The sequence below is a fragment of the Streptomyces sp. NPDC048420 genome, from assembly GCF_040651535.1.
Taxonomy (GTDB): domain Bacteria; phylum Actinomycetota; class Actinomycetes; order Streptomycetales; family Streptomycetaceae; genus Streptomyces.
Map to the genome: position 1 here is coordinate 135,349 of NZ_JBEZKG010000020.1, position 24,168 is coordinate 159,516.

General features: G+C 69.4%; 20 protein-coding genes. 9 read left to right on the top strand and 11 right to left on the bottom strand.

Annotated features, from left to right (window positions below; translation table 11 throughout):
• Positions 1-45 precede the first annotated feature (45 nt).
• Positions 46-672: a TetR/AcrR family transcriptional regulator gene (locus tag AB0D34_RS33630; RefSeq protein WP_362668504.1), complete on the bottom strand. Its 627-nt coding sequence runs from the start codon at positions 670-672 to the stop codon at positions 46-48.
• A gap of 230 nt (positions 673-902) precedes the next feature.
• Between AB0D34_RS33630 and AB0D34_RS33635 the strand changes: the two genes are divergently transcribed.
• The 4 genes from AB0D34_RS33635 (at position 903) to AB0D34_RS33650 (ending at position 5,213) form a co-directional block, all read left to right on the top strand.
• Positions 903-1,880, top strand: a complete 978-nt coding sequence (locus tag AB0D34_RS33635) for a tetratricopeptide repeat protein (protein ID WP_362668507.1) — start codon at positions 903-905, stop codon at positions 1,878-1,880.
• Between the two features lie 663 nt (positions 1,881-2,543).
• Complete coding sequence (locus AB0D34_RS33640) at positions 2,544-3,197, top strand: DUF6230 family protein (protein WP_362668509.1); 654 nt, start codon at positions 2,544-2,546, stop codon at positions 3,195-3,197.
• A 131-nt stretch (positions 3,198-3,328) separates the two neighbouring features.
• Positions 3,329-3,892: a DUF6114 domain-containing protein gene (locus AB0D34_RS33645; RefSeq protein WP_362668511.1), complete on the top strand. Its 564-nt coding sequence runs from the start codon at positions 3,329-3,331 to the stop codon at positions 3,890-3,892.
• Entirely contained in the window at positions 3,882-5,213 is a 1,332-nt protein-coding gene (locus tag AB0D34_RS33650; protein WP_362668513.1) for a hypothetical protein, read from the top strand. The genes AB0D34_RS33645 and AB0D34_RS33650 overlap by 11 nt, the downstream gene beginning before the upstream one ends.
• 97 nt (positions 5,214-5,310) lie before the next feature.
• On the opposite strand, the gene pyk is transcribed toward AB0D34_RS33650, so the two are convergent.
• The 3 genes from pyk to pta all read right to left on the bottom strand — a co-directional run bounded on the left by pyk (position 5,311) and on the right by pta (position 10,122).
• Positions 5,311-6,738 (bottom strand): pyruvate kinase, encoded by a 1,428-nt coding sequence (gene pyk / locus AB0D34_RS33655; RefSeq protein WP_362668515.1) that lies wholly within the window; start codon positions 6,736-6,738, stop codon positions 5,311-5,313.
• A 73-nt stretch (positions 6,739-6,811) separates the two neighbouring features.
• Positions 6,812-8,017 carry an acetate kinase gene (locus AB0D34_RS33660; RefSeq protein ID WP_362668518.1) on the bottom strand — a complete coding sequence of 402 codons (1,206 nt, stop codon included), beginning with the start codon at positions 8,015-8,017 and terminating at the stop codon, positions 6,812-6,814.
• Positions 8,014-10,122, bottom strand: coding sequence for a phosphate acetyltransferase (pta, locus tag AB0D34_RS33665; protein WP_362668520.1), 2,109 nt, complete (start codon positions 10,120-10,122; stop codon positions 8,014-8,016). Before pta ends, AB0D34_RS33660 begins: the two co-directional genes overlap by 4 nt.
• 209 nt (positions 10,123-10,331) lie before the next feature.
• Between pta and AB0D34_RS33670 the strand changes: the two genes are divergently transcribed.
• A complete protein-coding gene (locus AB0D34_RS33670) occupies positions 10,332-11,357 on the top strand; it encodes an ATP-dependent 6-phosphofructokinase (protein WP_362668523.1) in 1,026 nt (341 codons plus the stop codon).
• A gap of 12 nt (positions 11,358-11,369) precedes the next feature.
• Here the strand turns inward: AB0D34_RS33670 and AB0D34_RS33675 are convergent, their stop codons facing one another.
• Positions 11,370-12,074, bottom strand: a complete 705-nt coding sequence (locus AB0D34_RS33675; RefSeq protein WP_362668525.1) for a helix-turn-helix transcriptional regulator — start codon at positions 12,072-12,074, stop codon at positions 11,370-11,372.
• A 187-nt stretch (positions 12,075-12,261) separates the two neighbouring features.
• Between AB0D34_RS33675 and AB0D34_RS33680 the strand changes: the two genes are divergently transcribed.
• Positions 12,262-12,735 (top strand): PPOX class F420-dependent oxidoreductase, encoded by a 474-nt coding sequence (locus AB0D34_RS33680; RefSeq protein ID WP_362668527.1) that lies wholly within the window; start codon positions 12,262-12,264, stop codon positions 12,733-12,735.
• On the opposite strand, the gene AB0D34_RS33685 is transcribed toward AB0D34_RS33680, so the two are convergent.
• The 5 genes from AB0D34_RS33685 to AB0D34_RS33705 all read right to left on the bottom strand — a co-directional run bounded on the left by AB0D34_RS33685 (position 12,725) and on the right by AB0D34_RS33705 (position 18,630).
• On the bottom strand, positions 12,725-13,567 hold the full coding sequence (locus AB0D34_RS33685; protein WP_362668529.1) for a carbohydrate ABC transporter permease: 843 nt from the start codon (positions 13,565-13,567) through the stop codon (positions 12,725-12,727). The two genes, AB0D34_RS33680 and AB0D34_RS33685, sit on opposite strands and share 11 nt — an antisense overlap.
• 2 nt (positions 13,568-13,569) lie before the next feature.
• A complete protein-coding gene (locus tag AB0D34_RS33690; protein WP_362668531.1) occupies positions 13,570-14,430 on the bottom strand; it encodes a sugar ABC transporter permease in 861 nt (286 codons plus the stop codon).
• The gene (locus AB0D34_RS33695) at positions 14,427-15,800 is read right to left on the bottom strand and encodes an extracellular solute-binding protein (RefSeq protein ID WP_362668533.1); all 1,374 of its coding nucleotides are present in this window, start codon (positions 15,798-15,800) and stop codon (positions 14,427-14,429) included. Before AB0D34_RS33695 ends, AB0D34_RS33690 begins: the two co-directional genes overlap by 4 nt.
• A 98-nt stretch (positions 15,801-15,898) precedes the next feature.
• Positions 15,899-16,588, bottom strand: a complete 690-nt coding sequence (locus tag AB0D34_RS33700) for a response regulator (protein WP_362668535.1) — start codon at positions 16,586-16,588, stop codon at positions 15,899-15,901.
• Positions 16,585-18,630 carry a sensor histidine kinase gene (locus tag AB0D34_RS33705; RefSeq protein WP_362668537.1) on the bottom strand — a complete coding sequence of 682 codons (2,046 nt, stop codon included), beginning with the start codon at positions 18,628-18,630 and terminating at the stop codon, positions 16,585-16,587. The genes AB0D34_RS33700 and AB0D34_RS33705 overlap by 4 nt, the downstream gene beginning before the upstream one ends.
• Positions 18,631-18,781: 151 nt before the next feature.
• Here AB0D34_RS33705 and AB0D34_RS33710 point away from each other — a divergent pair, with 151 nt between their 5' ends.
• The gene (locus tag AB0D34_RS33710; protein WP_362668539.1) at positions 18,782-20,161 is read left to right on the top strand and encodes a cation:dicarboxylase symporter family transporter; all 1,380 of its coding nucleotides are present in this window, start codon (positions 18,782-18,784) and stop codon (positions 20,159-20,161) included.
• Between the two features lie 365 nt (positions 20,162-20,526).
• On the opposite strand, the gene AB0D34_RS33715 is transcribed toward AB0D34_RS33710, so the two are convergent.
• A complete protein-coding gene (locus AB0D34_RS33715) occupies positions 20,527-21,144 on the bottom strand; it encodes a TetR/AcrR family transcriptional regulator (RefSeq protein ID WP_362668541.1) in 618 nt (205 codons plus the stop codon).
• A 110-nt stretch (positions 21,145-21,254) separates the two neighbouring features.
• Between AB0D34_RS33715 and AB0D34_RS33720 the strand changes: the two genes are divergently transcribed.
• Positions 21,255-22,925, top strand: coding sequence for an MFS transporter (locus tag AB0D34_RS33720; RefSeq protein ID WP_362668542.1), 1,671 nt, complete (start codon positions 21,255-21,257; stop codon positions 22,923-22,925).
• 76 nt (positions 22,926-23,001) lie between these two features.
• Positions 23,002-23,769 carry a DUF2127 domain-containing protein gene (locus tag AB0D34_RS33725; protein WP_362668545.1) on the top strand — a complete coding sequence of 256 codons (768 nt, stop codon included), beginning with the start codon at positions 23,002-23,004 and terminating at the stop codon, positions 23,767-23,769.
• The last annotated feature ends 399 nt before the right edge of the window (positions 23,770-24,168 follow it).

A 24,168-nucleotide genomic window follows, 5' to 3' on the forward strand; every position in this document is an offset into this window, starting at 1 on the left:
GAACTGTGCGATCAGCCCCCGCCGGGCCGCAGTCGACGACGTGCCTCACTTCGGAGGATCTCCCGCCAGACCCGTCAACAAGACCTGCGTGAGGCCGTGCACCCACGCCTCGTCCGCCGGTTGGGCGCTGACCAGCGTGCGGTGGACCACCGCTCCGGCGACCATGTCGAGGATCAGGTCGACCGTGCGGGCCGCCTCGACGGGGTCGGTCACCGGCGGGAGTTCGCCGCGGGACTGGGCGCGGGAGCGGCCCTCCAGCACCAGTCGCTTCTGCCGTTCGACGATCGACTCGCGGATACGTCCTCGTAGGGCGTCGTCCCGTGTCGACTCCGAGATCACGGCCATGAGACCGCTCTGCGCCTCCGGGCGCGCCAGGATCGCCGCGAACTGGAGGACCACGCCCTCGATGTCCGCGGCGAGGGTGCCGCTGTCGGGGAGTTCCAGTTCGTCGAAGAGCTCGGCGACCGCGTCGACCACGAGTTCGTTCTTGCCGGCCCAGCGGCGGTAGAGGGTCGTTTTCGCGACCCCGGCACGGGTCGCCACGTCTCCGAGGGTGAGCTTCGACCAGCCCAGCTCCACCAGCGCGTCCCTCGTCGCCGCCAGGATCGCGGTGTCCGCGGCGGCACTGCGCGGGCGCCCTGGGGCGCGTGGGGCGGGGGTGCGGCTCTGCATCCCACGACCATAACGGCCGGTTCTCGCGGCGCAGTGAGGGAGATCACCGGGGTGAGGTACCGGGCGGGCACCCAGTGCCATTACGCTACGACCCGTAGCGAAAGCTCGCGACGGACGTACGCGAGTGACGGAACACGGCGCGGGGTGGGGACCCGGCGTCAGGACCGCGCTGCGCGACCGGCTTTCACAACGCTTTTCACAGACGCGGGCCAACGGGGGAGGATAGACGCATGCAGCCACGGAACATGTCCATGAGCGGAGTCGTCGACCTCGCCGCGGTGAAGGCGGCCCAGGAGGCCAAGGCGAAGGCGGAGCAGGCGCGCGCCGAAGCGGCCCGGCAGGGCGGCGGCACCGGTGCCCTCTCCCCGGCCGATCTCGTCATCGACGTCGACGAGGCCGGGTTCGAGCGCGATGTCCTGCAGCGGTCCACCGAGGTCCCGGTCGTCATCGACTTCTGGGCCGAGTGGTGCGAGCCCTGCAAGCAGCTGAGCCCCGTCCTCGAGCAGCTCGTCGTCGAGTACAACGGGCGCCTGCTCCTCGCGAAGATCGACGTCGACGCCAACCAGATGCTGATGCAGCAGTTCGGGGTGCAGGGCATCCCGGCCGTCTTCGCCGTCGTCGCGGGCCAGGCCCTGCCGCTCTTCCAGGGAGCCGCCGGCAAGGAGCAGATCCAGCAGACCCTGGACCAGCTGGTGCAGGTCGCCGAGCAGCGCTTCGGGCTGACCGGACTCCAGGTCGACCCCGACGCCGAGCCGGGCGCGGCCCCGCAGCCGGCAGCCGTGCCCGCGGGGCCGTACGACGCCCTCCTCGAAGCCGCCGTACAGGCCCTGGACGCCGGGGACTTCGGCGGTGCCGTCCAGGCGTACAAGAACGTACTGAGTGACGACCCCGGCAACAGCGAGGCCAAACTGGGGCTCGCCCAGGCCGAGTTGCTCCACCGGGTGCAGAACCTCGACCCGCAGCAGGTGCGCAAGGACGCGGCCGAGAAGCCGGGTGACGTGCCGGCGCAGATCGCCGCCGCCGACCTGGATCTGGTGGGCGGCCATGTCGAGGACGCCTTCGGGCGGCTCATCGACACCGTGCGGCGCACGGCCGGGGACGACCGGGATGCCGTACGGCTGCGGCTGCTTGAGCTCTTCGAGGTCGTGGGGGCCGAGGATCCGCGGGTTTCGGCCGCCCGCAGGGCGCTGTCGCGCGCCCTGTTCTGAGCGCGGGAGCCGAGCGGGGCGGGGGCCCGGTTCTGACCAGTCGCTAAACATGACGGCATGTGGTGCCGGAGTGAAAGATTTGCCGTCGAAGGTTCACTGCGGCCGCGCTTTACCAAAACTTGGTAATCGCGGCCGCTGTTACTTCCAGTAAGGCAGAGGCGTTGATCTGTCGGATTCTGTCCATCGATCAACCGCTTTGACCTCCCCCTGTCTGCCACCCAGCGTCGTCGACCGAGACCGGTGGGTCGTTGTTCGGTTATCCGGCCGTTACTACCGAGTAACGAAGCCCCTTGTGCGGGCGGCGAGAATGCACCACGATCGGCGACGCTCGGTCCTTTCCCGTACCCCGACAGCCGGTCGGGCGACGGGATTCCCTGGGTCCCCACCGAGCAGGGTCGGCGGCAGGTGCGCCGGCTCTTGGACAGGGGGGTCTTCGCTCATCCGGCGAAGCCTGTCCAGCAAGGTTGTGCGTGATGCGTGTCAGGCGCGACCAGTGGTTGTCGCTCGGGGGTGATCGCCGGTGATCGGTGCGCAGTTCGCGCCTCCGAGTGCAGGCGCTCCCCTTCCCGAGGACGTAGCACTTCTCCCATCCCTGCCCGGCTGAGCCTCCTTTTCGACAGGGGAAGTCAGGGTCAGGAGATGTACGTCCGAGAAGGAGGAAATATGGAGTCCCAGGTGCGTGGCGGGACAAGATGGAAGCGGTTCGCTGTGGTCATGGTGCCCAGCGTTGCCGCCACGGCTGTGATAGGTGTCGCCCTCGCACAGGGCGCGCTTGCCGCGTCGTTCAGTGTGTCGGGGCAGGAGTTCAAGGTCCGGGCCGGCAAGCTCGTCGGCTACGACATGAACCAGTACGGCGCCATAGACTCGGGCAAGAGCCTTGAGGGCAAGGACGAGGCGCACCCGGTGTCGGTTTCGGCGTTCAGCCGCGCCAACATCACCGACATGTGTCAGTCCGTGGTCACCCCGGTCCCGTTCCTGAACAAGTCGGTCACCCTGAAGCTGACCGCGGGTGACAAGGGCACGGATGTAGTAGCCGACAACATCTACATCGATGTCGCTCAACTCGACTCGGCAGAGGCCGTGTTCGAGGACATCAACATCGGCGTCCCCGCCGGGACCACCAGCGGGAAGACCCCGAAGCCCAAGATCGCGGACGGGGAGAAGTCCAACCCGTTCGGGTTCGCCCAGCAGGCCGACAAGGCCACGCTGACCGATGTGAAGCAGACGGCGTGGGCCACCACGGCCGGCACCTTCAAGCTCTCCGGCCTCCACATGGAGCTGAACTGGGGCTCGGGCTCGAAGGTCGAGTGCTACTAGGCGCTCAGTGACGGGCGGGGGAGCCGTTACGGTCCCCCGCCTGCCATCTCTGGCCCGTCGCCTTCACATCCCCCACATTCTTCGCGATACACCCTCATCAAGAGCAACGCCGCACCAGGGAGCTGTTTTCCATGAGCGCCGAGAGTCCTGCCGCGCCCGGCCAGTTCGCCCACCGGAGGCAGCAGTTCCGCGCCTGGCGGGGCAACCGCCCGTTCTGGGCGGGGCTGTTCGTCATGTTCAGCGGCTTTCCGATCATGTACTTCCCGTACGCGCACATCCAGCTCGGTGGCCTGACCGTGGCCATGGCCACCACGGCGGGCGCGGGATCCCTGATCATCGGCGTACTGCTCGTCGTCCTGGGCTTCACCCTCTGGTTCCAGAGGCACGTACGCACCTTCGCGGGTATCGCTTCGATCCTGCTCGGGCTGGTGTCCCTCCCCGTCTCCAACTTCGGCGGCTTCATCGTCGGCTTCCTCTTCGCGTTGTTCGGCGGGGCGATGGCCGTGGCATGGGCACCGGGCGTACCGCCCGCGGAGGAGCCGGCCACGCAGGACACGACCGGTGAGGGCGGCGCGCCCGAGGCCACGGACTACGACACCACGCTCCTGCGGCCGGTGAACCCGGTGGGCGAGCCGAACGATCTGTCAGGAACGAGCCCGGTCAACGGGGCGAACGGGAGGCACAGTGCCGGCTGACGAGGCGATCCACGGGGCTGACGTGGACGCGTCCCGTGCGAGATCCGGGCCCCGCCACGCGGCACCCAAGAAGCCGCTGTTCAACAGGTTCCACGTGCCCGCGGGCAAGGCGATAGCCATGGCGGCGATGCCGACAGCGGTCCTCATGGGAATGGGCTTCACACCTACGCTCGCGCTGGCCGCTGACTCGCCGACCACGAAGAGCCTGACGGCGGACGAGTACAAGGACTGCGTCGCGGCACTGGACGGCAGCGCCTCCCCGTCCGCGTCGGCGAGTTCGTCCTCCGACGACTCGGACGACGCTACGGCGACGCCGTCCCCGTCGGCCTCCTCCGGCTCCGGGTCGGACTCCGGTTCGGGATCCGACTCCGGCTCGAACGGCTCCTCCTCGTCGGATTCGGGTTCCGACGACAAGGCCACGCCGACGCCCACGCCGTCCGCGTCCGCCTCCGCGAGCAAGGAGGAGAGCAGCTCCTCCGGCGCCGCCACGCCGTCCCCGTCGGCCTCCGCGAGCGACGACGGCAACCTCCTCACGGACATCGGCGACGCGATCACCGGGATCTTCACAGGTGGCTCCGGTTCCGGCGATGCGTCCAGTGCAAGCCCTACGCCGACCCCCTCGGCCTCGGCGTCCAAGAGCGCGGACGACAGCGCCGGCGACACCGTCAAGGAGACGACCGACAAGGTCACCGACACGGTGAAGAACACCGTGAAGGACACGACCGACACGGCGTCCAACGCGGCGAAGGACACCACCAAGGCCGTGGAGGACACCACCGAGGCGGCCAAGGAGGCGGCGGCGGACGCCACGGCCTCCCCGAGCCCGTCGGCGAGTTCCAGCACGGACCCGGAGGACTGCCCGGCCGCCACGGACGATGTGGGCGACACCGAGCCCGGTGTGACGGTGGGGGACACCACCTGGACCCTCAAGGCCAGTTCGCTGCTCCTGAAGGGCGCGGACTACCAGGGCGTCGTCAAGGTCAAGACGGCCGGCGGCAAGACCAAGAAGGTCCTGAAGTACGTCATCTCCGACGGCACCGAGATCGGTGACCTCCACCAGATCGTCACCGAGGGCGGCACGACTTACCATGTGGAGGCGGGCAAGGGCACGACGTCCACGATCACCGGCGGCAAGACGATCATGTACACCGAGAGCATCTCCGGCAACCTGCTGGGGCTGATCCCGCTCACGTTCAGCCCGGACAGCCCCCCGCCGCTGAACATCCCGCTGATCTACTTCACCAATGTGACGGTCCAGCAGGCCGCCCAGTACGGCGGGACGCTGACGGTCCCCGGGATGCACCAGTACTCCGAGGGCTGACCACGTCCTCGCATGAACCTCTCCGGGAGCCGCAAGAACTGTGCCCCGCCGGGTCTCGACCCGGCGGGGCACAGCTGTGAGAGGTCACCGGCACGGACTACTGCGCGGCGCCGCCGATGTGGTGGACGCGGAGCATGTTGGTGGTGCCGGGGACGCCGGGGGGCGAGCCGGCGGTGATGATGACGATCTCGCCCGGGTTGAAGCGGTTGATCTTGGCGATCTCCTGGTCGACCATGTCGACCATCTCGTCCGTGGTGTTCACGAACGGGACCACGTGGGACTCGACGCCCCAGCTGAGCGCCAGCTGGTTGCGGGTGTTCTCGTCCGTCGTGAAGGCGATGATCGGCTGCTGGGCGCGGTAGCGCGACAGGCGGCGGGCGGTGTCGCCGGACTGGGTGAAGGCCACCAGGCCCCGGCCACCGAGGAAGTCGGCGATCTCGCAGGCCGCGCGGGCGACCGAACCGCCCTGCGTGCGCGGCTTCTTGCCGGGGACCAGCGGCTGCAGGCCCTTGGAGAGCAGCTCCTGCTCGGCCGCGGTGACGATCTTCGACATCGTCTTCACGGTCTCGATCGGGTACGCGCCCACGCTCGACTCCGCCGACAGCATGACCGCGTCCGCGCCGTCCAGGATCGCGTTGGCCACGTCGGAGGCCTCGGCGCGGGTCGGACGGGAGTTGGTGATCATCGACTCCATCATCTGGGTCGCCACGATCACCGGCTTGGCGTTGCGGCGGCACAGCTCGATGAGGCGCTTCTGCACCATCGGGACCTTCTCGAGCGGGTACTCGACGGCCAGGTCACCGCGGGCCACCATGACGGCGTCGAACGCCATCACGACGTCCTCCATGTTGTCCACCGCCTGCGGCTTCTCCACCTTGGCGATGACGGGGACCCGGCGGCCCTCCTCGTCCATCACGCGGTGGACGTCGTCCACGTCCTTGGCGTCCCGCACGAAGGACAGCGCGACCATGTCGCAGCCCATGCGGAGGGCGAAGCGGAGGTCCTCGACGTCCTTCTCGGACAGCGCCGGGACGTTCACCGCCGCGCCGGGCAGGTTGATGCCCTTGTGGTCGGAGACGACACCGCCCTCGATGACGATCGTCTTGACCCGCGGGCCCTCGACGTCCAGGACCTTCAGCTCGACGTTGCCGTCGTTGATGAGGATCTGGTCGCCGCGGGAGACGTCACCGGGCAGGCCCTTGTAGGTGGTCCCGCAGATGGTCTTGTCACCGGGGACGTCCTCGACGGTGATGACGAACTCGTCACCGCGCTCCAGCTCGACCGGCCCCTCGGCGAAGGTCTCCAGGCGGATCTTCGGGCCCTGGAGGTCGGCGAGGACACCGATGGCCCGGCCGGTCTCCTTGGCGGCGGCACGGACGCGGTCGTACCGGCCCTGGTGCTCGGCGTGCGAGCCGTGGCTGAAGTTGAAACGGGCCACGTTCATGCCGGCTTCGATCAGCGAGACCAGCATCTCGTGGGAGTCGACCGCGGGGCCGAGAGTACAGACGATTTTCGAACGGCGCATGGGGCGATCCTATCGGTTTGTTTCGCTACGGAATATTCCGTCTGGCGGAAGAAACAAATGAGGGGAGGGGTGCTCAGTTGTCTCCGACCAGTGCGTAAGTCTGGGTCGCGATTTCCAATTCTTCGTCGGTCGGCACCACCGCGATTGTTACTCGCGAGTTTTCCCGCGAGATCAGCCGCGGCCCGTCCGCGCGTACGGCGTTCCGCTCCGGGTCGAGGAGCAGTCCCAGCTCCTCCAGGCCCGCCACGGCGGCCTCCCGCACCGGCGCCGCGTTCTCCCCGACCCCGGCCGTGAACGCGATCGCGTCCACGCGGCCGAGCACCGCGTAATAGGCGCCGATGTACTTCTTCAACCGGTGAATGTAGATGTCGAATGCGAGCTTCGCCTGTTCGTCACCCTCGTCGACCCGGCGGCGGATCTCCCGCATGTCGTTGTCCCCGCACAACCCGATCAACCCGCTCTTCTTGTTGAGAAGAGTGTCGATCTCGTCCGTGGACATTCCGCCAACGCGCATCAAATGGAAGATGACGGCAGGGTCCATGTCTCCCGAGCGCGTACCCATCACGAGTCCCTCCAAAGGCGTCAGCCCCATGGAGGTGTCCACACACCGGCCGCCCCGCACGGCCGAGGCGGACGCGCCGTTGCCCAGGTGCAGCACGATCACGTTCACCTCTTCCGGTGACTTGCCAAGCAGCTTCGCCGTCGCCCGGGAGACGTACGCGTGTGAGGTGCCGTGGAAGCCGTAGCGCCGGATGCGGTGGGCGTCGGCGGTCTCCACGTCGATCGCGTAGCGCGCGGCCGACTCCGGCATCGTGGTGTGGAACGCGGTGTCGAACACGGCGACCTGGGGGAGGTCCGGGCGCAGTGCCCGCGCGGTGCGGATGCCGGTGAGGTTGGCCGGGTTGTGGAGCGGGGCGACCGGGATGAGCCGTTCGATCTCGGCGAGCACGGCGTCGTCGATCACGGTCGGCTCGGTGAAGGTCTTGCCGCCGTGCACCACGCGGTGGCCGATGGCGGCCAGCTCGGGGGAGTCCAGCCCGAGCCCGTCCTTCGCCAGTTCTTCCGCCACGGCCTTCAGGGCGGCGTCGTGATCGGCGATCGCGCCGGTCCACTCCCGGGAGTCGCCTGAGGCGAGCGGCGTGTGCTTGAGCCGCGAGGACGGCTCGCCTATGCGCTCGACGAGCCCCTGCGCCAGCCGATCGCCGTCCCGCATGTCGAGCAGCTGGTACTTCACCGACGAGGAGCCGGAGTTGAGGACGAGGACGCGGGTGGCGCTCACTGGGCGGAAGCCTTCTCTGTCGAAGCGGTCGCGGTGGTCGGGAGCTGGGCCTGGATCGCCGTGATGGCGACCGTGTTGACGATGTCCGAGACGAGAGCGCCCCGGGACAGGTCGTTGACGGGCTTGCGCAGACCCTGCAGCACCGGGCCGACGGCGATCGCGCCGGCCGAACGCTGCACGGCCTTGTAGGTGTTGTTACCCGTATTGAGGTCCGGAAAGATCAGAACCGTTGCCTGACCGGCCACTTCCGACTCCGGCAGCTTGGTCTCCGCCACGGTCGGCTCGACGGCCGCGTCGTACTGGATCGGCCCCTCGATCTTGAGGTCGGGCCGCCGCTGCCGTACCAGCTCGGTGGCCTCGCGCACCTTGTCGACATCGGCGCCCGAGCCCGACGTACCCGTGGAGTACGACAGCATCGCGATCCGCGGCTCCACACCGAACTGCTCGGCGGTCGCCGCCGACTGGATGGCGATGTCGGCGAGCTGCACGGCGTTCGGGTCGGGGTTCACGGCGCAGTCGCCGTACACCAGCACCTTGTCGGCGAGGCACATGAAGAAGACGGACGACACGATGTCGGCGTCTGGCTTGGTCTTGATGATCTCGAAGGCCGGGCGGATGGTGGCCGCCGTGGAGTGCACCGAACCCGACACCATGCCGTCGGCGAGCCCCTCCTGGACCATCAGGGTGCCGAAGTAGTTCACGTCGGAGACGACGTCGTAGGCGAGCTCGACCGTGACGCCCTTGTGCGCCCTGAGGGCCGCGTACTTCTCGGCGAAGGCGTCGCGCAGTTCGGAGGTCGCCGGGTCGATCAACTGGCAGTCGCCGAGGTCGATGCCGAGGTCGGCGGCCTTCTTGCGGATCTGGTCGACCGGGCCGAGCAGGGTGAGGTCGCACACGCCCCGGCGCAGCAGGACCTCGGCGGCGTGCAGGACACGCGGTTCGCTGCCCTCGGGGAGCACGACCCTGCGCCTGTCGGAGCGGGCCGTCTCCAGGAGCTTGTGCTCGAACATCATCGGGGTGAGACGGTCGCTGCTCGGCGCGGAGACCCGGCGGGCGAGGTCGGCGGTGTCGGCGTACCGTTCGAACAGGCCGAGCGCCATCTCCGCCTTGCGCGGAGTGGCCGCGTTCAACTTGCCTTCCAGGGCGAAGAGTTCGGCGGCGGTGGGGAAGCTGGTGCCGGGCACCGAGAGCACCGGGGTGCCGGGGGCGAGGCGGGCGGCGAGGGTGAGGACCTCGTCGCTCGGGACCTCGTTCAGGGTGAGCAGCACCCCGGCTATCGGCGGGGTCCCGGCGCTGTGCGCAGCGAGCGAGCCGACGACCAGGTCCGCGCGGTCGCCCGGGGTGACCACCAGGCAGCCCGGGGTCAGCGCGTTCAGGAAGTTCGGCAGCATCGCGCCGCCGAACACGAAGTCCAGGGCGTCCCGGGCGAGCCCGGAGTCGTCGCCGAGGATCACCTTCGCGCCGAGGGACTGGCCGATCTGGGAGACGGTGGGCGCGGCCAGGGCGGGCTCGTCCGGTACGACGTAGCAGGGCACGGGCAGCCGGCCGGCGAGCCGCTCCGCGATCTCGTCCCGGTCCTGGCGGGCCACCCGGTTGGTGACCATGGCGAGGACGTCGCAGCCAAGGCCCGCGTAGGCCCGGTAGGCGTTGCGGGTCTCGGCGAGCACCGACTCGGCGGGCTGCGTGCGACCGCCCACCACCGGGATCACGGAGGCCCCGAACTCGTTGGCGAGCCGGGCGTTGAGGGAGAGCTCGTCCGGTAGCTGGGTGTCGGCGAAGTCGGTGCCGAGGACCAGGACGACGTCGAAGTCGCGGGCCACCAGGTGGAAGCGGTCCACGAGGGTGGAGACCAGCTCGTCGGTGCCCCGCTCGGCCTGGAGCGCGGAGGCCTCTTGGTAGTCGAGGCCGTAGACCGTGGCCGGGTCCTGGGAGAGCCGGTAGCGGGCCCGCAGCAGCTCGAACAGCCGGTCGGGACTGTGGTGCACCAGCGGCCGGAACACCCCCACCCGGTCGACCTGGCGGGTCAGCAGCTCCATGACCCCCAGCTCGACGACCTGGCGGCCGTCGCCGCGGTCGATCCCGGTCACGTACACGCTGCGGGTCACGCGTGATCTCCGTTCCATCGCCTACGTCCATCGACTACGAAAAGTCGCTGTCATGAAAATCGCCCACCGAGGTGAGCGGAAACCCTCTTGACAGTACCCCGGTCGATGGATAAGGCGCCCACCAGCATCGGAGGCGACGGCCCTGTGCGGGACGTGGAACAATCGGAATTGGCTCACCGGTATCAACAGCGAGCAGGAGACACAGCACGATGCGCATCGGAGTTCTCACCGCAGGCGGCGACTGCCCGGGGCTGAACGCAGTGATCCGGTCGGTCGTGCACCGAGCGGTCGACAATTACGGCGACGAGGTCATCGGCTTCGAGGACGGCTACTCCGGCCTCCTGGACGGCCGCTACCGCGCCCTCGACCTGGAGAGCGTCAGCGGCATCCTGGCCCGCGGCGGCACCATCCTCGGCTCCTCCCGCCTGGAGCGCGACCGGCTGCGCGAGGCGTGCGAGAGCGCCTCCGACATGATCCACGAGTTCGGCATCGACGCGCTGATCCCGATCGGCGGCGAGGGCACCCTCACGGCCGCCCGCATGCTGTTCGACGCCGGTCTCCCGGTCGTCGGCGTCCCGAAGACGATCGACAACGACATCTCCTCCACGGACCGCACCTTCGGCTTCGACACGGCGGTCGGCGTCGCCACCGAGGCCATGGACCGCCTCAAGACCACCGCCGAGTCCCACCAGCGTGTGATGGTCGTCGAGGTCATGGGCCGGCACGCGGGCTGGATCGCCCTGGAGTCCGGCATGGCCGCCGGCGCCCACGGCATCTGCCTGCCCGAGCGCCCCTTCGACCCGGCCGACCTGGTCAAGATGGTCGAGGAGCGCTTCGCCCGCGGCAAGAGGTTCGCCGTGGTCTGCGTCGCCGAGGGCGCCCACCCCGCCGAGGGCAGCATGGACTACGGCACGGGCGAGATCGACAAGTTCGGCCACGAGCGCTTCCAGGGCATCGGTACGGCCCTCGCGTACGAGCTGGAGCGCCGGCTCGGCAAGGAGGCCAAGCCGGTCATCCTCGGCCACGTCCAGCGCGGTGGCGTACCCACCGCGTACGACCGGGTCCTCGCCACCCGCTTCGGCTGGCACGCGGTGGAGGCCGCGCACCGGGGCGAGTTCGGCAGGATGACCGCGCTCAAGGGCACCGACATCGTGATGGTGCCGCTCGCGGAGGCGGTCACCGAGCTGAAGACGGTCCCGAAGGACCGGATGGACGAGGCGGAGTCGGTCTTCTAGGTCCTTCCGGGCTTACGGCCGTCTCCCGACCGCTTCCCAGAAGAGCTCCACGATCCCGTCCAGGAAGTCCCGGCCGCTCTCACCAGCGTTCTCGCCGCCCCCGCCCCAGCTCAGGGTGGACACCATCTGCCCCTGGTACTGCCGGTGCAGTTCCTGGAGGGTGTCCTCCACCAGGCGCCGGTCCAGGGGCACGATCTTCGCGACCTGACGGACGTAGGCCTGCCAGCGGGTGCTGACCGCGCCGCGCAGACACTCGGCGAGCCGCTTCTCGCGTCCCGTGACGGCGACGAAGTCCGGCAGGTTCAGCTCCAGCAGCTCGGCGAGGGCGGTGGACTGGCGGTCGGTGCCGCGCCACTCGTCGTGTTCCTCCATGCCGAGGTAGGCGAGCAGTTCGAGGCCCACGGCGCGGGCCACGTCCTCGGGGGCGATGCCGCGCGCCACGCGGTGCTCGCGCAGGGTGCGGGGGCGGCCGATGAGTTCACCGGGGGAGCACCACAACACGCCCGCGAGAGCGGTGAGTTCCGGACTGGTGGGGCTCACGATCCCGCGCTCCCAGGCGAGCACGAGATCCGGGGTGACGTAGGGGAGCCCGTACGAGACACACAGCCCGTAGGCCACGTGCTCGGGTCCCATGCCGAGAGCGACACGGAGTCTGCGGGCGCTGAGGTTGTCGAAGGGCGGTCCGGACTGGTTCGGGAGAGCTGGGGGGCGGCGCACGGCCCACAAGTTAGGGAAGCGACCAGTCGGTGACTACGGTCTGTTCGGCCAACAACACGGATTGTAGGAATCTACGGTTTCGAGTGCGGGTTCGGGCTGGCCGAAGATCGTCTGTCGGTGGTGCGGGCGGGGTGGTGAGGATGGCGCCGGGTGCCCGGACGGGTGGCCGGAAAGAGGTGCGATCTTCGTGTACGAAGTGAATGGCAAGGTAGAGGGGCATATTCGCGAGCGGCTTCTGGCGCCGAACTTCTGGCATCTCGCGACGGTCGGTCCGGACGGAGCGCCGCAGGTCTCGCCCATGTGGGCGGATCTCGAAGGTGAGTACGTCATGGTCAACACGGCGATCGGACGTGTGAAGGAGGAAAACCTGCGGCGCAATCCGAACGTTTCCCTCTCCCACCACGACCCCGACAACCCCTACGACCGCGTCGAGATCCGGGGCCGGGTCGTCCGCTTCGTCGAGGGCGAGGAGGCGGAACGCTCCATGGACCGGCTCACCCAGAAGTACATCGGCGAGGAGCGCTACCCGTGGCTGCTCGAAGGGGAGCGACGGGTGATGCTGCTGATCGAGCCGGTGCGGGTGCGTCGGGTGGTGGGGGTGGAGCCGTTCCGGCCGGGGCGGCCGGGCGCGGTTCAGTACGGGGGCCGACTCACCCCTTGACCGCCCCGCCCAGGGCGAAGCCTCCTCCCAGTCGCCGGGTCACCAGTACGTACAGCAGGATCACCGGGGTCGAGTAGACGATCGAGAACGCGGCGAGCTGGCCGTACGCCACCATTCCGCGGTTGCCGAAGAACTCGTTGATGCTGACGGAGGCCGGCATCTGGTCGGGGGTCAGCAGCAGCATGAACGGTACGAAGAAGTTGCCCCACATCATGACGAAGGAGAAGACGGTCACGACCGCCACTCCCGGGCCCATGAGGGGCAGCACGATCCGGAGCAGGGACTGGAGTGAGTTCGCGCCGTCGGTCCAGGCGGCCTCCTCCAGCTCCCTCGGTACGCCGTCCATGAAGTTCTTCATCAGCCAGATGGCGAAGGGGAGTTGGGAGGCGGCGAAGAAGAGGATCGCACCCCGGAGGGTGTCGATCAGGTCGACCCGTACGAAGAGGGCGTAGACCGGGACCATGATCGCCGTGATGGGGAGGCTGGTCGCGAAGAGCACCGACAGCAGGAACGGGCGGTTGAGGCGGGAGTGGAAGCGGGACAGGGGATAGGCGGCGAGGGCCGCGCAGACCACCGTCAGGAGGGTCCCCCCGCCGCACAGGAGCAGGCTGTTGAGCAGCGGGGTGAAGGTGATGTCGTCGGTCAGGATCGCGTCGAAGTTGTCCAAGGTGACCCCGTCGGGGACCTTCACCCGCAGGTCGGCGTGCGGGTCGAGCGCCGACAGGACAACCCAGGCGAGCGGCAGCAGAAAGGCCGCGGCGACCGCCAACAGCCCCGCGTCGGCGGCCAGTCGGCGGTTCCGGCGGCGGTCGTGGAAGCGCGTGGCGGCCATGGTCACACCTCCGTCCGCAGCAGGCGCATGTAGACCACGGAGAACAGCGACCCGACCAGGAGCAGCAGCAGCGCCACCGCGGTGCCGTACCCGATCATGCTGTTCTGGAAGGCCTGTTCGTACATGAACAGCGGCAGCGTCTGGCTCCTGTCGCCCGGCCCGCCCCTCGTCATCACCCAGATCAGCCCGAACACCGACAGCGTTTGCAGGGTGTTGAGCATCAGGTTCGTGCCGATGGAACGGCGGATCATCGGCAGGGTGATGTGCCACATCCGGCGCCAGCCGCCGGCGCCGTCCACCTCGGCGGCCTCCGTGATCTCCTTCGGGATCTCACCCAGCGCCGCCGTGTAGACCAGCATCGAGAAGGCGGTGCCCCGCCAGACGTTCGCGAAGGACACCGCCAGGATCGGAAGCGTGAACAGCCAGTTCTGGGAGGGGAGATGGAGCTGGTCCAGGATGGCGTTCAGGGTGCCCTCCTTGCGGAAGAAGGCGTAGAGGAGGAAGCCCGCGACCACCTCCGGGAGCACCCACGCCGTGATCACGATGCCGCCGGTGAGGGTGCGCACGGGCTTCGAGGCGCGCTGCATGAGCGCCGCGAGCGCCAGGCCCAGGGTGTTCTGCCCGATCAGCGACGACACGACCGTGAACACGAGTGTCAGCCATACGGCGTTGAGGAACTCCTCGTCCTGGAAGGCCGTACGGAAGTTCTCGAAGCCGACGAACGACGACTCGGCCTGGCCGGTCAACTGGAGGTCGGTGAAGGCGATCCAGGCGCAGTAGGCGATGGGCCCTGCGAGGAAGAGGAGCAGGAGGACGAGGGCGGGGGTCAGGGGGAGGGCTCGGGTGAGGGAGCGCGGGTTCACTTTTCGACCACTTGGTTGTCCGTGGCCTCCTTGAGCGCGTCGTCGTAGCCCTTGGCCGCCTCCTCGACGGGGGTGTCCCCGGTCGTCACGCCCTCCATGGCCTCCTGGATGGCCGTGGAGACCTTCGGGTACGCCGGGTAGGCGGGCCGGTAGTGGGTGCTGGCGACGAGGTCGGTGAAGAACTCGATGCCGGGCTGGGCCTTGGCGTACGCGGGGTCGTCGGCGACGTCCTTGCGTACCGCGATACCGGAGTTGGCGACGTACCACTTCTGGGCGTTGGCCTTGGTCTGCATGGTCCTGACGAACTCGAAGGCGAGGTCGGGGTTGGCCGCCTTCGCGGGAACCGCCCAGGCCCAGCCGCCGGACATGCTCACCTTGCCGGGAGCCTGGCCGTGCTGGGTCGGCATGTACGCGAGGCCCAACTTGCTTGACCACTCGGGCCATTCGTGGCCGCTGCCCTCAAGCCAGTCCTGCGGGAGCCAGGACCCGTCGAGGTTGATGCCGAGCTTGCCCTTGGGGAGCAGGTCGCCGCGGACGATGGTCTGGATGTTGGGGTCCAGGGCGGTGGAGACGTCCGGGCCGAGCTTCTCCCGGTAGACCGTCTCGACGAAGGCCAGGGCGTCCTTGAAGCCCTGGCTGCCGGCGATCCACTTCTTGGCGGTGTCGTCGTACAGGGGGTCGCTCCGGCCGTCGCCGGTCCCGTAGAGCAGCATCTCGAAGCCCTGCATGGCGGCGGCCTCGCCCGCGGGTTTGCCGGTGTACACGTTGAGGGGCGTGACGTCCGGGACCCTGCGCTTGATGGTGCGGGCCGCGTCGAGGACCTCGTCCCAGGTCTTCGGCTGCCAGTCGGCCGGCAGACCGGCCTTCGCGAAGATCCCCTTGTCGAACCAGAGCCCGCGGGTGTCCGTCCCGTCCGGGACGCCGTACGTCTTCCCGTCCTCGGCCTTCGCGGCCGCCTTCGCGGTGTCGATGAACTGGTTCCAGTCCGGCCACTTGGCGAGATAGGCGTCGAGGGGCTTCAAGTACCCGCTGGTGATGTCGGAGTTGATGAGGAAGGTGTCCTCGTAGACCAGATCGGGGGCGGTCTTGGGGGAGCGGAGCATCTGCTGGAGCTTGGTGTAGTACTCCGAGTCCGGGGCCTTGATCGGGACGAGCTCGACCTTCTTGCCGGGGTTCGTCCTCTCGAACTGCTTCTTGATGTCCGCGAGATAGTCGTCCATCACATGGATCGAGTTGTCCGTGGACTGCTTGAACGAGACCTTCACGGTGTCCGGATCACTGCCGGAACCGCCGCCGCAGGCGGTGAGGGCGGATGCGGCGAGGGCGGTGGCGAGCAGGGAGGGGAGTACGGCGGTGGGGCGCACGGGCATGACCTCCTACGGGCTCACGTCGTTGTGGCCGGGACGGCTGCCGTGTGAACGTAAGAGGAGTGGTCTAGTCCCGTCAATGAGCGTGCACCAGCTCGGACTTACGGGTTCTTGACCCACCGGTACTGCAACTCCGGCCGCCCGACCGTCCCGTACTGCGGGCTGCGTGCCGCCCGGCCCGCGTCGACCAGGTGTTCCAGGTAGCGGCGGGCGGTGATCCTGGAGATGCCGACCACCTCGGCCAGGCCGGTCGCCGTGAGCCCTTCCGTGTTGTCCCGCAGGGCCGACGTCACGCGCTCCAGGGTCGGGGCGCTGAGCCCTTTGGGCAGGGCGGCCGGGCCCGGTGCGCGGAGGGTGGCCAGCGCGCGGTCGACCTCGTCCTGTCCGCTGGCCTCGCCGGCCGCGGCGTGGAACTCGGAGTACCGGATCAGCCGGTCGCGCAGGGTGGCGAAGGTGAACGGCTTCAGTACGTACTGCACGACCCCCAGCGAGACGCCCTCGCGGACGACCGTCAGGTCCCGGGCCGACGTCACCGCGATCACGTCCGCCTGATGCCCGGCCGCGCGCAGCGTACGGGCCAGCTGGAGACCGTGCCCGTCCGGCAGATGGAGATCGAGCAGCAACAGGTCCACGGCCGTCCGGTCCAGCAACCGCCGAGCCTCCGCCCCGGTGTGCGCCTTGCCCACGGCCGTGAACCCGGGGACCCGGTTGACGTACATGACATGCGCGTCGGCCGCGACGGGGTCGTCCTCGACGACCAGGACACGGATGGGCTGCGGAGTGTTCGTCATAGGTCGCCTCCGGGGACCGTGGCGCCTTTGGGGGTAGGGGGATCGGCGGTGTCACCGGGGCTATCGGGAGCGACGGGGTTCCCCGGACTGCCGGGACTGCCGGGACTGCTGGAGCCATTGGGCTCGCCGACGTGGTCGGGGCGGGCGAGGTTGCCGGGGCGGACGATGCTGCCGGGGGTGTTGGGGTTGCGGGTGCTGCTGGGTCCGGCGGGGCCATGGGGTACATCGGAACCACCAGAGCCGCGGGAACCGCCAGAGCCGCCGGAACCATCAAAGCCGCCGGAACCGCCAGAGCCGCCGGAACCGCCAGAGCCGCGGGAACCATCAAAGCCGCGGGAACCATCAAAGCCGCCGGAACCACCAGAGCCGCCGGACCCACCCGGCGCTGCATCGACGCGAGGCCCGCCGGAACCGTCGGCGTCGTCCGGCTCACCTCCCAGCGGCAGCCGTACCTCGAACTCCGCTCCGCCTCCGGACGCCTCCGTCACCGTGAGGGTTCCCTTGCAGCGGGTCACCGCCTGGCGGACCAGGGCCAGGCCGAGGCCGCGGCCGCCGGGGCCTGCCGGTTTCGTGGAGAAGCCGCGCTGGAAGACCGCCTCGGCGTGGGTGGGGTCGACGCCCGCGCCGGTGTCGGTCACGCGTAGGACCAGTCCGGGGCCGGCCGTGCTCTCCGTGTACGCCGTCACCGTCACCCGCGCCGGCACGCTCCCCTGCGCCGCGTCCACCGCGTTGTCGATGAGGTTGCCGAGGATGGTCACCAGGTCCCGGGCCGGGAGGGAGGGCGGCAGCAGGCCGTCGTCCAGGCGGCTGTCCTCCGACACCACCAGATCCACGCCCCGCTCGTTCGCCTGGGCCGTCTTGCCCAGCAGCAACGCGGCCAGCACCGGTTCGCCCACCGCCGCCACCACCTGGTCCGTCAGCGCCTGCGCCAGCTCCAGTTCCGCCGTCGCGAAGTCCACCGCCTGTTCCGCGCGGCCCAGTTCGATCAGGGAGACGACGGTGTGGAGTCGGTTCGCCGCCTCGTGGGCCTGCGAGCGCAGCGCCTGCGTGAAGCCGCGCTCCGAGTCCAACTCACCCATCAGGGACTGGAGTTCGGTCACATCGCGCAGGGTGACCACGGTGCCGCGCTGTTCTCCGCCGGAGACGGGGGAGGTGTTGACGACCAGGACCCGCGACGACGTCAGATGGACCTCGTCGACCCGTGGCCCCGAGGCGAGCAGCGCACCCGTCAGCGGTGCCGGCAGCCCGAGGTCCGCCACCGAGCGCCCGATCACCTCGTCCTGCGACGACACACCCAGCAGCTCCCGTCCGCCGTCGTTTATCAACGCGACACGGTACTGCCCGTCCAGCATCAACAGCCCCTCGCGCACCGCGTGCAGAGCCGCCTCGTGATAGTCGTGCATCCGGCTGAGCTCGGCCGCGTTCATGCCGTGGGTGTGCCGGCGCAGGCGCGCGTTCACGACGTACGTACCGACGGCACCCAACGCGAGCGCGCCCCCCGCGACGTAGAGCAGGGCCGCCAGCTGCCCCTGCACCCGCTTGCTGATCTTCTCGACCTGGATGCCCGCGCTGACCAGGCCGATGATGTGCCCCTTGCCGTCCTCGACCGGGGTGACCGCGCGGACGGAGTAGCCGAGCGTGCCCTTGTAGGTCTCCGTGAAGGTCTCGCCCTTCAGCGCGCGCTCGATGTTGCCGAGGAAGTGCTTGCCGATCTGGTCCTTGTCGGGGTGGGTCCAGCGGATCCCCCGCGGGCTCATGATCGTGACGAAGTCGACGTCGGTGTCGGCCATGACCCGGAGTGCGTACGGCTGGAGTTCGACCGTCGGATTCGGCGTACCGATCGCCTCCCGCACGGACGGGGAGTCCGCGACCGCCCGCGCCACCGCCCTGGCCTGATCCCGCGCCGCGTCCTCGGCCTGCCCCCGGTCGCTGACGTATGTGAACAGCGCGTATCCCGCCACGACCACGGCGATCAGCACGGCCTGCATGGCGAAGAGCTGGGCCGCCAGGCTGCGGGGTCTCGGTACGGCGGGGATGCGCATGTCGTCAGTCTGCCTCCATGGCCGATTGTGAACTAAATGAACGGAAGGGTGACCACCCTCACAGGGCAGGAGATAGTCACGGCATTCCTTAAACAGCCCGGACGTGAGCCGCACGCCGGTCATGCCGACGAAGACGTCAAGGAGGGCAGCCGTGGCCGCCAGTACCCCCGATACGGCACCGCAGGTCAAGAAGGACCGCACCCACTACCTGTACATCGCGGTGATCGTCGCGGTCGCCCTCGGCATCACGGTCGGTCTGGTCGCCCCCGACTTCGCCGTGGAGCTCAAGCCCATCGGTACGGGCTTCGTGAACCTGATCAAGATGATGATCTCGCCGATCATCTTCTGCACGATCGTGCTCGGCATCGGATCGGTGCGGAAGGCCGCCAAGGTGGGCGCGGTCGGCGGTATCGCCCTCGTCTACTTCATGATCATGTCGCTGGTCGCGCTGGGCATCGGCCTGGTCGTCGGCAACATCCTGGAGCCGGGCACCGGTCTCGCCGTCACCGACGCGATCAAGGACGCCGGTCACGCCCAGGTCGACGCGGAGGCCAAGGACACCACCGAGTTCCTGCTCGGCATCATCCCGACCACCTTCGTCTCCGCCTTCACCGGCGGTGAGGTCCTCCAGACCCTGCTCATCGCCCTGCTGTGCGGTTTCGCCCTGCAGGCCATGGGCAACACCGGCGCGCCGATCCTGCGCGGTGTCGAGCACATCCAGCGGCTCGTCTTCCGTGTCCTCGCGATGGTGATGTGGGCCGCCCCGGTCGGTGCGTTCGGCGCGATGGCCGCGGTCGTCGGGTCCGCCGGTGTCGACGCCCTGAAGAGCCTCGCCGTGCTGATGCTCGGCTTCTACGTCACCTGTCTGCTGTTCGTCTTCATCGTGCTCGGCACGCTGCTGCGGATCGTCGCCGGCCTGAACATCCTCACGCTCTTCAAGTACCTGAGCCGTGAGTTCCTGCTGATCCTGTCGACCTCCTCCTCCGAGTCCGCGCTGCCGCGGATCATCGCGAAGATGGAGCACCTGGGCGTCAGCAAGCCGGTGGTCGGCATCACCATCCCGACCGGCTACTCCTTCAACCTCGACGGCACCATGATCTACATGACCATGGCCTCGCTGTTCGTCGCCGACGCCATGGGCACGCCGATGGCCGTCAGCGAGCAGATCCCGCTGCTGCTGTTCCTGTTCGTCGCCTCGAAGGGCGCCGCCGGTGTCACCGGCGCCGGTCTCGCGACCCTGGCCGGTGGTCTCCAGTCGCACAAGCCCGCCCTGGTGGACGGCATCGGCCTGATCGTCGGCATCGACCGCTTCATGAGCGAGGCGCGCGCCCTGACCAACTTCGCGGGCAACGCCGTCGCCACCGTCCTGATCGGCACCTGGACCAAGGAGATCGACCGCGAGCGGGTCGACCAGGTGCTCGCGGGCCACATCCCCTTCGACGAGAAGACGCTCCTCGACAACGGCGACGAGCCCGCGGCCGAGGCGGACGTCCCCGAGCAGGGCGGCGAGAAGGAGCTGGCCAAGGCCTGAGCGGCCCCCAGAGCGGGGTCGGGCCCGACCTGAACCCGGGCCCGGCTCACCCACCCCGGGCGGCCGAGTACTCCCCCGTAGCTCGGCCGCCCGGACCCATCTCAGAACCGGTTCAGTTGCTCAGCCTGGCGACCAGTGCGGTGGCCAGAGAGGCGGGTACGCCCGCCGCGGTCAGAGTCGTGACCGCGGCGGGCGTACCCGCCTCTTTCGCTGTCTGCTTTCGTGCCGGTTCAGTTGCTCAGCTTGGCCACCGGTGCGGTGGCCGGGGAGGCGGGTACGCCTGCTGCGGTCAGGGTCGTGACCGCGGCGGTGCGGCCCGTCTCTTCGGCTGCGAGGGGGTCGTCGTGGTCCGCCTCCGTGCCGGTTCAGTTGCTCAGTTTCGCGACCAGTGCGGTGGCGAGGGAGGCGGGTACGCCTGCTGCGGTCAGAACCGTGACCGCGGCGGAGCGGCCCGCCTCTTCCGGTGCCAGGTGGCCGTCGTTGACCGCCTCCATGACCGCGAACAGCATCTGCTCGTGGACGTACGCCAGCGCGGGCGCGGGCAGTGGTGAGACGAAGACGCCCTCGTCGAGGCCGCGCTGGAGCAGCTCGGTGCAGGCCTCGCGCACGGGGGCCAGCCGCTCGCGGATGCCCTGCATGGTGACACTGCGCTGCGCGAGCGCGACCAGGATGCGGTAGCGGTCGGCGACCTCCCAGACCGAGAGCACGGAGCCCGCCACGGCCTGCGCCAGGTCCTCGGCCCCCTCGCGCCCCGCCGCGTGCGCGGCCGCCACCGCCTCCACGGCACCGTCGACGAGCGTGCTGATCAGCGCCTCACGGCTCGGGAAGTGGCCGTACACGGTCCGCCGTACGACGCCCGCGGCGCGCGCGATCTGGTCCATGGACGCGTCGGGGTCGCGCAGCAGCTCGGCGAGTGCCACATCGAGGATGCGGCGGCGATTGGCGTCTGCGCGACTGGTGTGGCCCGTGGTCATGGCCGCCATTGTGCCCCTCCCGGCTGGACTTGCACAGCATTGTGCATCAGGCGTACATTGCACAGTGTTGAGCAAATGCACGCCACTGTGCAAGTCTGCCGAGGAAGGCCACCCCTGCCATGCGACTCGTCATGACCGAACCGGTCGAGAAGATGGAGCGCCCCTACCCCCGCCGCTGGTGGGCACTTCTCGTCCTCTGCCTCAGCCTGCTGATCATCGTGATGGCGAACACCGCCCTCACGGTCGCGGCGCCCGCGATGACCGAGGACCTCGGTCTGTCCAGCGCCGACCTCCAGTGGGTCATCGACGGCTACACCGTCCCGTACGCCGCGCTGATGCTGCTGTTCGGGGCGATCGGCGACAAGTACAGCCGTCGCGGCGCGCTTCTGCTCGGCCTCGGGGTCTTCGGCGGCGGCGCGGTCTTCGGGTACTTCGCCGACAGCGCCACGACCGTCATCGCGGCCCGCGCGGTGATGGGCACCGGCGCCGCGATGATCATGCCGGCGACGCTCTCCCTGCTCGCCGCGACCTTCCCGCGCGGTGAGCGCGCCAAGGCGATCACCGTGTGGACGGCCACCTCCGGAGTGGCGATCGCGGCCGGACCGCTGGTCGCGGGCGCGCTCCTGGAGAACCACGCCTGGACCTCGACGTTCCTGATCAACGTCCCGATCGCCGCCGTCGCCATCGTCGCCGCCCTCGCCCTCGTCCCGCCGTCCAAGGCCGCCCAGCACGGCCGTATCGACTACGTCGGCGGACTGCTGTCGGTCGTCTGGATCGGCTCACTGGTCTACATGATCATCGAGGGTCCGCACTTCGGCTGGCACGCCAAAGCGATCGCGGCCGCGGTGGCCGCCGGCGTCGGCCTCGCGCTCTTCGTCGCCTGGGAGCTGCGCCACCCGCGCCCCCTCATCGACGTCCGCCGCTTCACCGACCGCGGCTTCGCGGGCTCCAACCTCGCCGTCGCCCTGTTCTTCCTGGCCGTCTTCGGTGCCTTCTACTACCTGACCCAGCACCTCCAGTTCGTCCTCGGCTACAGCGCCCTGGAGACCGGCCTGCGCATGCTGCCGCTCGCCGGCGCGGTCTTCGTCGGCTCGGCCCTGACCGGGTTCCTCACCCCGCGGGTCGGCATGAAGTGGACGGTCACCGCGGGCATGGTCGGCGGCACGGCGGCCCTCGCGCTGCTCACCCGGGTCGACGCGAGTTCGTCGTACGACGATTTCGTCGCACCCCTGATGGTCCTTGGCCTGGCGATCGGCCTCGCCCTCTCGCCCGCCACGGACGCGATCATGGGCGCCTTCCCCGAGTCCGAACTGGGCGTCGGCGGCGCGGTGAACGACACCTCCATCGAACTCGGCGGCTCGCTGGGCATCGCGATCCTGGGCTCGCTGCTGGCGACCTCGTACTCGGACCACCTCTCGGACGCCACCGGCGGAAGCAGGCTGCCCGCCGCCACGCTGGAGACGGCCCAGGACTCCGTCGGCGCCGGGTACACGGTCGCGCAGGGCATCGGTGAGAGGGCGCAGCAGGTCGCCGCGCAGGCCGCGCAGTCCACCGACCCACAGCAGGCCGCCCAGTTGAAGGCGCAGGCCGAGCAACTGGCCACCGGCGCCCAGCAGATGGCGGAGGCGGTCGGCTCGTCCTTCTCGGACGCGGTGGCCCACACCAGCCTGATCGGGGCGGTCGTGCTGGGCGTCGGGACGGTTCTGGTGGCGGTGCTGCTGCCCGGCCGGAAGTCCGCCGAACCGACTCCGCAGGCCGAGAAGGAGAAGGAACTCGTCGGCGCTCGCTGACTCACCGAACTCTTACCTCGCCCCACTAGCGTGCCGTTCCCGGACGGCACGCTTTTTCATCGGAGGCACACGGGGGATGAAGATCGACTGGGACCGGCGGACCTGCGCGCGCCGCGGACATGTGACGTACGCGCCGGACGAACCCCGCCTGCGGGAGCGGCTGCTGGCCGAGACCGCCCTGGGGGACGCCTGGCGTTGCCTGCGCTGCGGCGACTTCGCCCTCGGCGACCCGCACGGCTCGGGACCCGCAGGCCACGCGCCCCTCGTGCCGCGCGGCAAAGTCCTGCGGGACCTGTTCGTCCTGCGCTTCCTTGCGGTCGAGCGGGCGGTGCGCGGGGTGTTCATCGTGCTGGCCGCGGTGGCGGTGTGGAGGTTCAGCAACAGCCAGGACGCGGTGCGCAGGCTCTTCGACGAGTATCTGGACGTCTTCCGCCCGGTGTTCAGGCACTTTCACTACGACCTCGACCACTCGCCGATCGTGGACACCGTCCAGAAGACCTTCGGCTACCGGCACAACACCCTGGTCCTGGTGGCCGTACTGCTGCTGGCGTACGCCCTCATCGAGCTCGTCGAGGCCGTCGGCCTCTGGTACGCCAGGCGCTGGGCGGAGTACCTGACGGTGGTCGCGACCGCCGCGTTCCTCCCGCTGGAGATCTACGAACTCACCGAACACATCAGCTGGTTGAAGATCGCCACGCTGGTCCTGAACATCCTGGCCGTCCTCTACATCCTGCTGGCCAAGCGCCTGTTCGGCCTGCGCGGCGGCCACCGGGCCTTCGAGGCGGAACGGGAGAGCGCGTCTCTGCTGGAGGTGCGGGAGGCGGCGAAGGCGGTTGCCGTCTAGCGTCGCCCGCGTGGTGGCGTGCACGGCCGCCGGTCCGGGGCGAGGAGCCGCAGGGCGACCGACCGGCGGGCTGGTGACGCGGGACCTGGCCCGCGACTCCGCCGATTCGGCCCCGCCGGCACCGCGCAGCCTGACCCCGCCGCGCATCGCGGGGCCTCGCGGTGGTCGGAGCCGTTGGCGTCGAGGGTCGTGACTGTGTCGAGGCGCTCGCGGCGTAACTGCTCTGCGGCGGGCGCGCGTTGGGCCCTGCCGGTCGGCAGGTGCGGGTGGCGTCAGCCTCCGGAAATGTCCCGGTGGCGGCGAGTCGTGACTGTGTCGAGGCGCTCGCGGCGTAACTGCTCTGCGGCGGGCGCGCGTTGGGCCCTGCCGGTCGGCAGGTGCGGGTGGCGTCAGCCTCCG

What these genes read in the sequence shown, in the direction of transcription:
- AB0D34_RS33630 (WP_362668504.1), bottom strand. Translation starts at nt 672, where the DNA reads ATGCAGAGCCGCACCCCCGCCCCACGCGCCCCAGGGCGCCCGCGCAGT.
- AB0D34_RS33635 (WP_362668507.1), top strand. Translation starts at nt 903, where the DNA reads ATGCAGCCACGGAACATGTCCATGAGCGGAGTCGTCGACCTCGCCGCG.
- AB0D34_RS33640 (WP_362668509.1), top strand. Translation starts at nt 2,544, where the DNA reads ATGGAGTCCCAGGTGCGTGGCGGGACAAGATGGAAGCGGTTCGCTGTG.
- AB0D34_RS33645 (WP_362668511.1), top strand. Translation starts at nt 3,329, where the DNA reads ATGAGCGCCGAGAGTCCTGCCGCGCCCGGCCAGTTCGCCCACCGGAGG.
- pyk (WP_362668515.1), bottom strand. Translation starts at nt 6,738, where the DNA reads ATGCGCCGTTCGAAAATCGTCTGTACTCTCGGCCCCGCGGTCGACTCC.
- AB0D34_RS33670 (WP_362668523.1), top strand. Translation starts at nt 10,332, where the DNA reads ATGCGCATCGGAGTTCTCACCGCAGGCGGCGACTGCCCGGGGCTGAAC.
- AB0D34_RS33685 (WP_362668529.1), bottom strand. Translation starts at nt 13,567, where the DNA reads ATGGCCGCCACGCGCTTCCACGACCGCCGCCGGAACCGCCGACTGGCC.
- AB0D34_RS33695 (WP_362668533.1), bottom strand. Translation starts at nt 15,800, where the DNA reads ATGCCCGTGCGCCCCACCGCCGTACTCCCCTCCCTGCTCGCCACCGCC.
- AB0D34_RS33700 (WP_362668535.1), bottom strand. Translation starts at nt 16,588, where the DNA reads ATGACGAACACTCCGCAGCCCATCCGTGTCCTGGTCGTCGAGGACGAC.
- AB0D34_RS33705 (WP_362668537.1), bottom strand. Translation starts at nt 18,630, where the DNA reads ATGCGCATCCCCGCCGTACCGAGACCCCGCAGCCTGGCGGCCCAGCTC.
- AB0D34_RS33715 (WP_362668541.1), bottom strand. Translation starts at nt 21,144, where the DNA reads ATGGCGGCCATGACCACGGGCCACACCAGTCGCGCAGACGCCAATCGC.
- AB0D34_RS33720 (WP_362668542.1), top strand. Translation starts at nt 21,255, where the DNA reads ATGCGACTCGTCATGACCGAACCGGTCGAGAAGATGGAGCGCCCCTAC.
- AB0D34_RS33725 (WP_362668545.1), top strand. Translation starts at nt 23,002, where the DNA reads ATGAAGATCGACTGGGACCGGCGGACCTGCGCGCGCCGCGGACATGTG.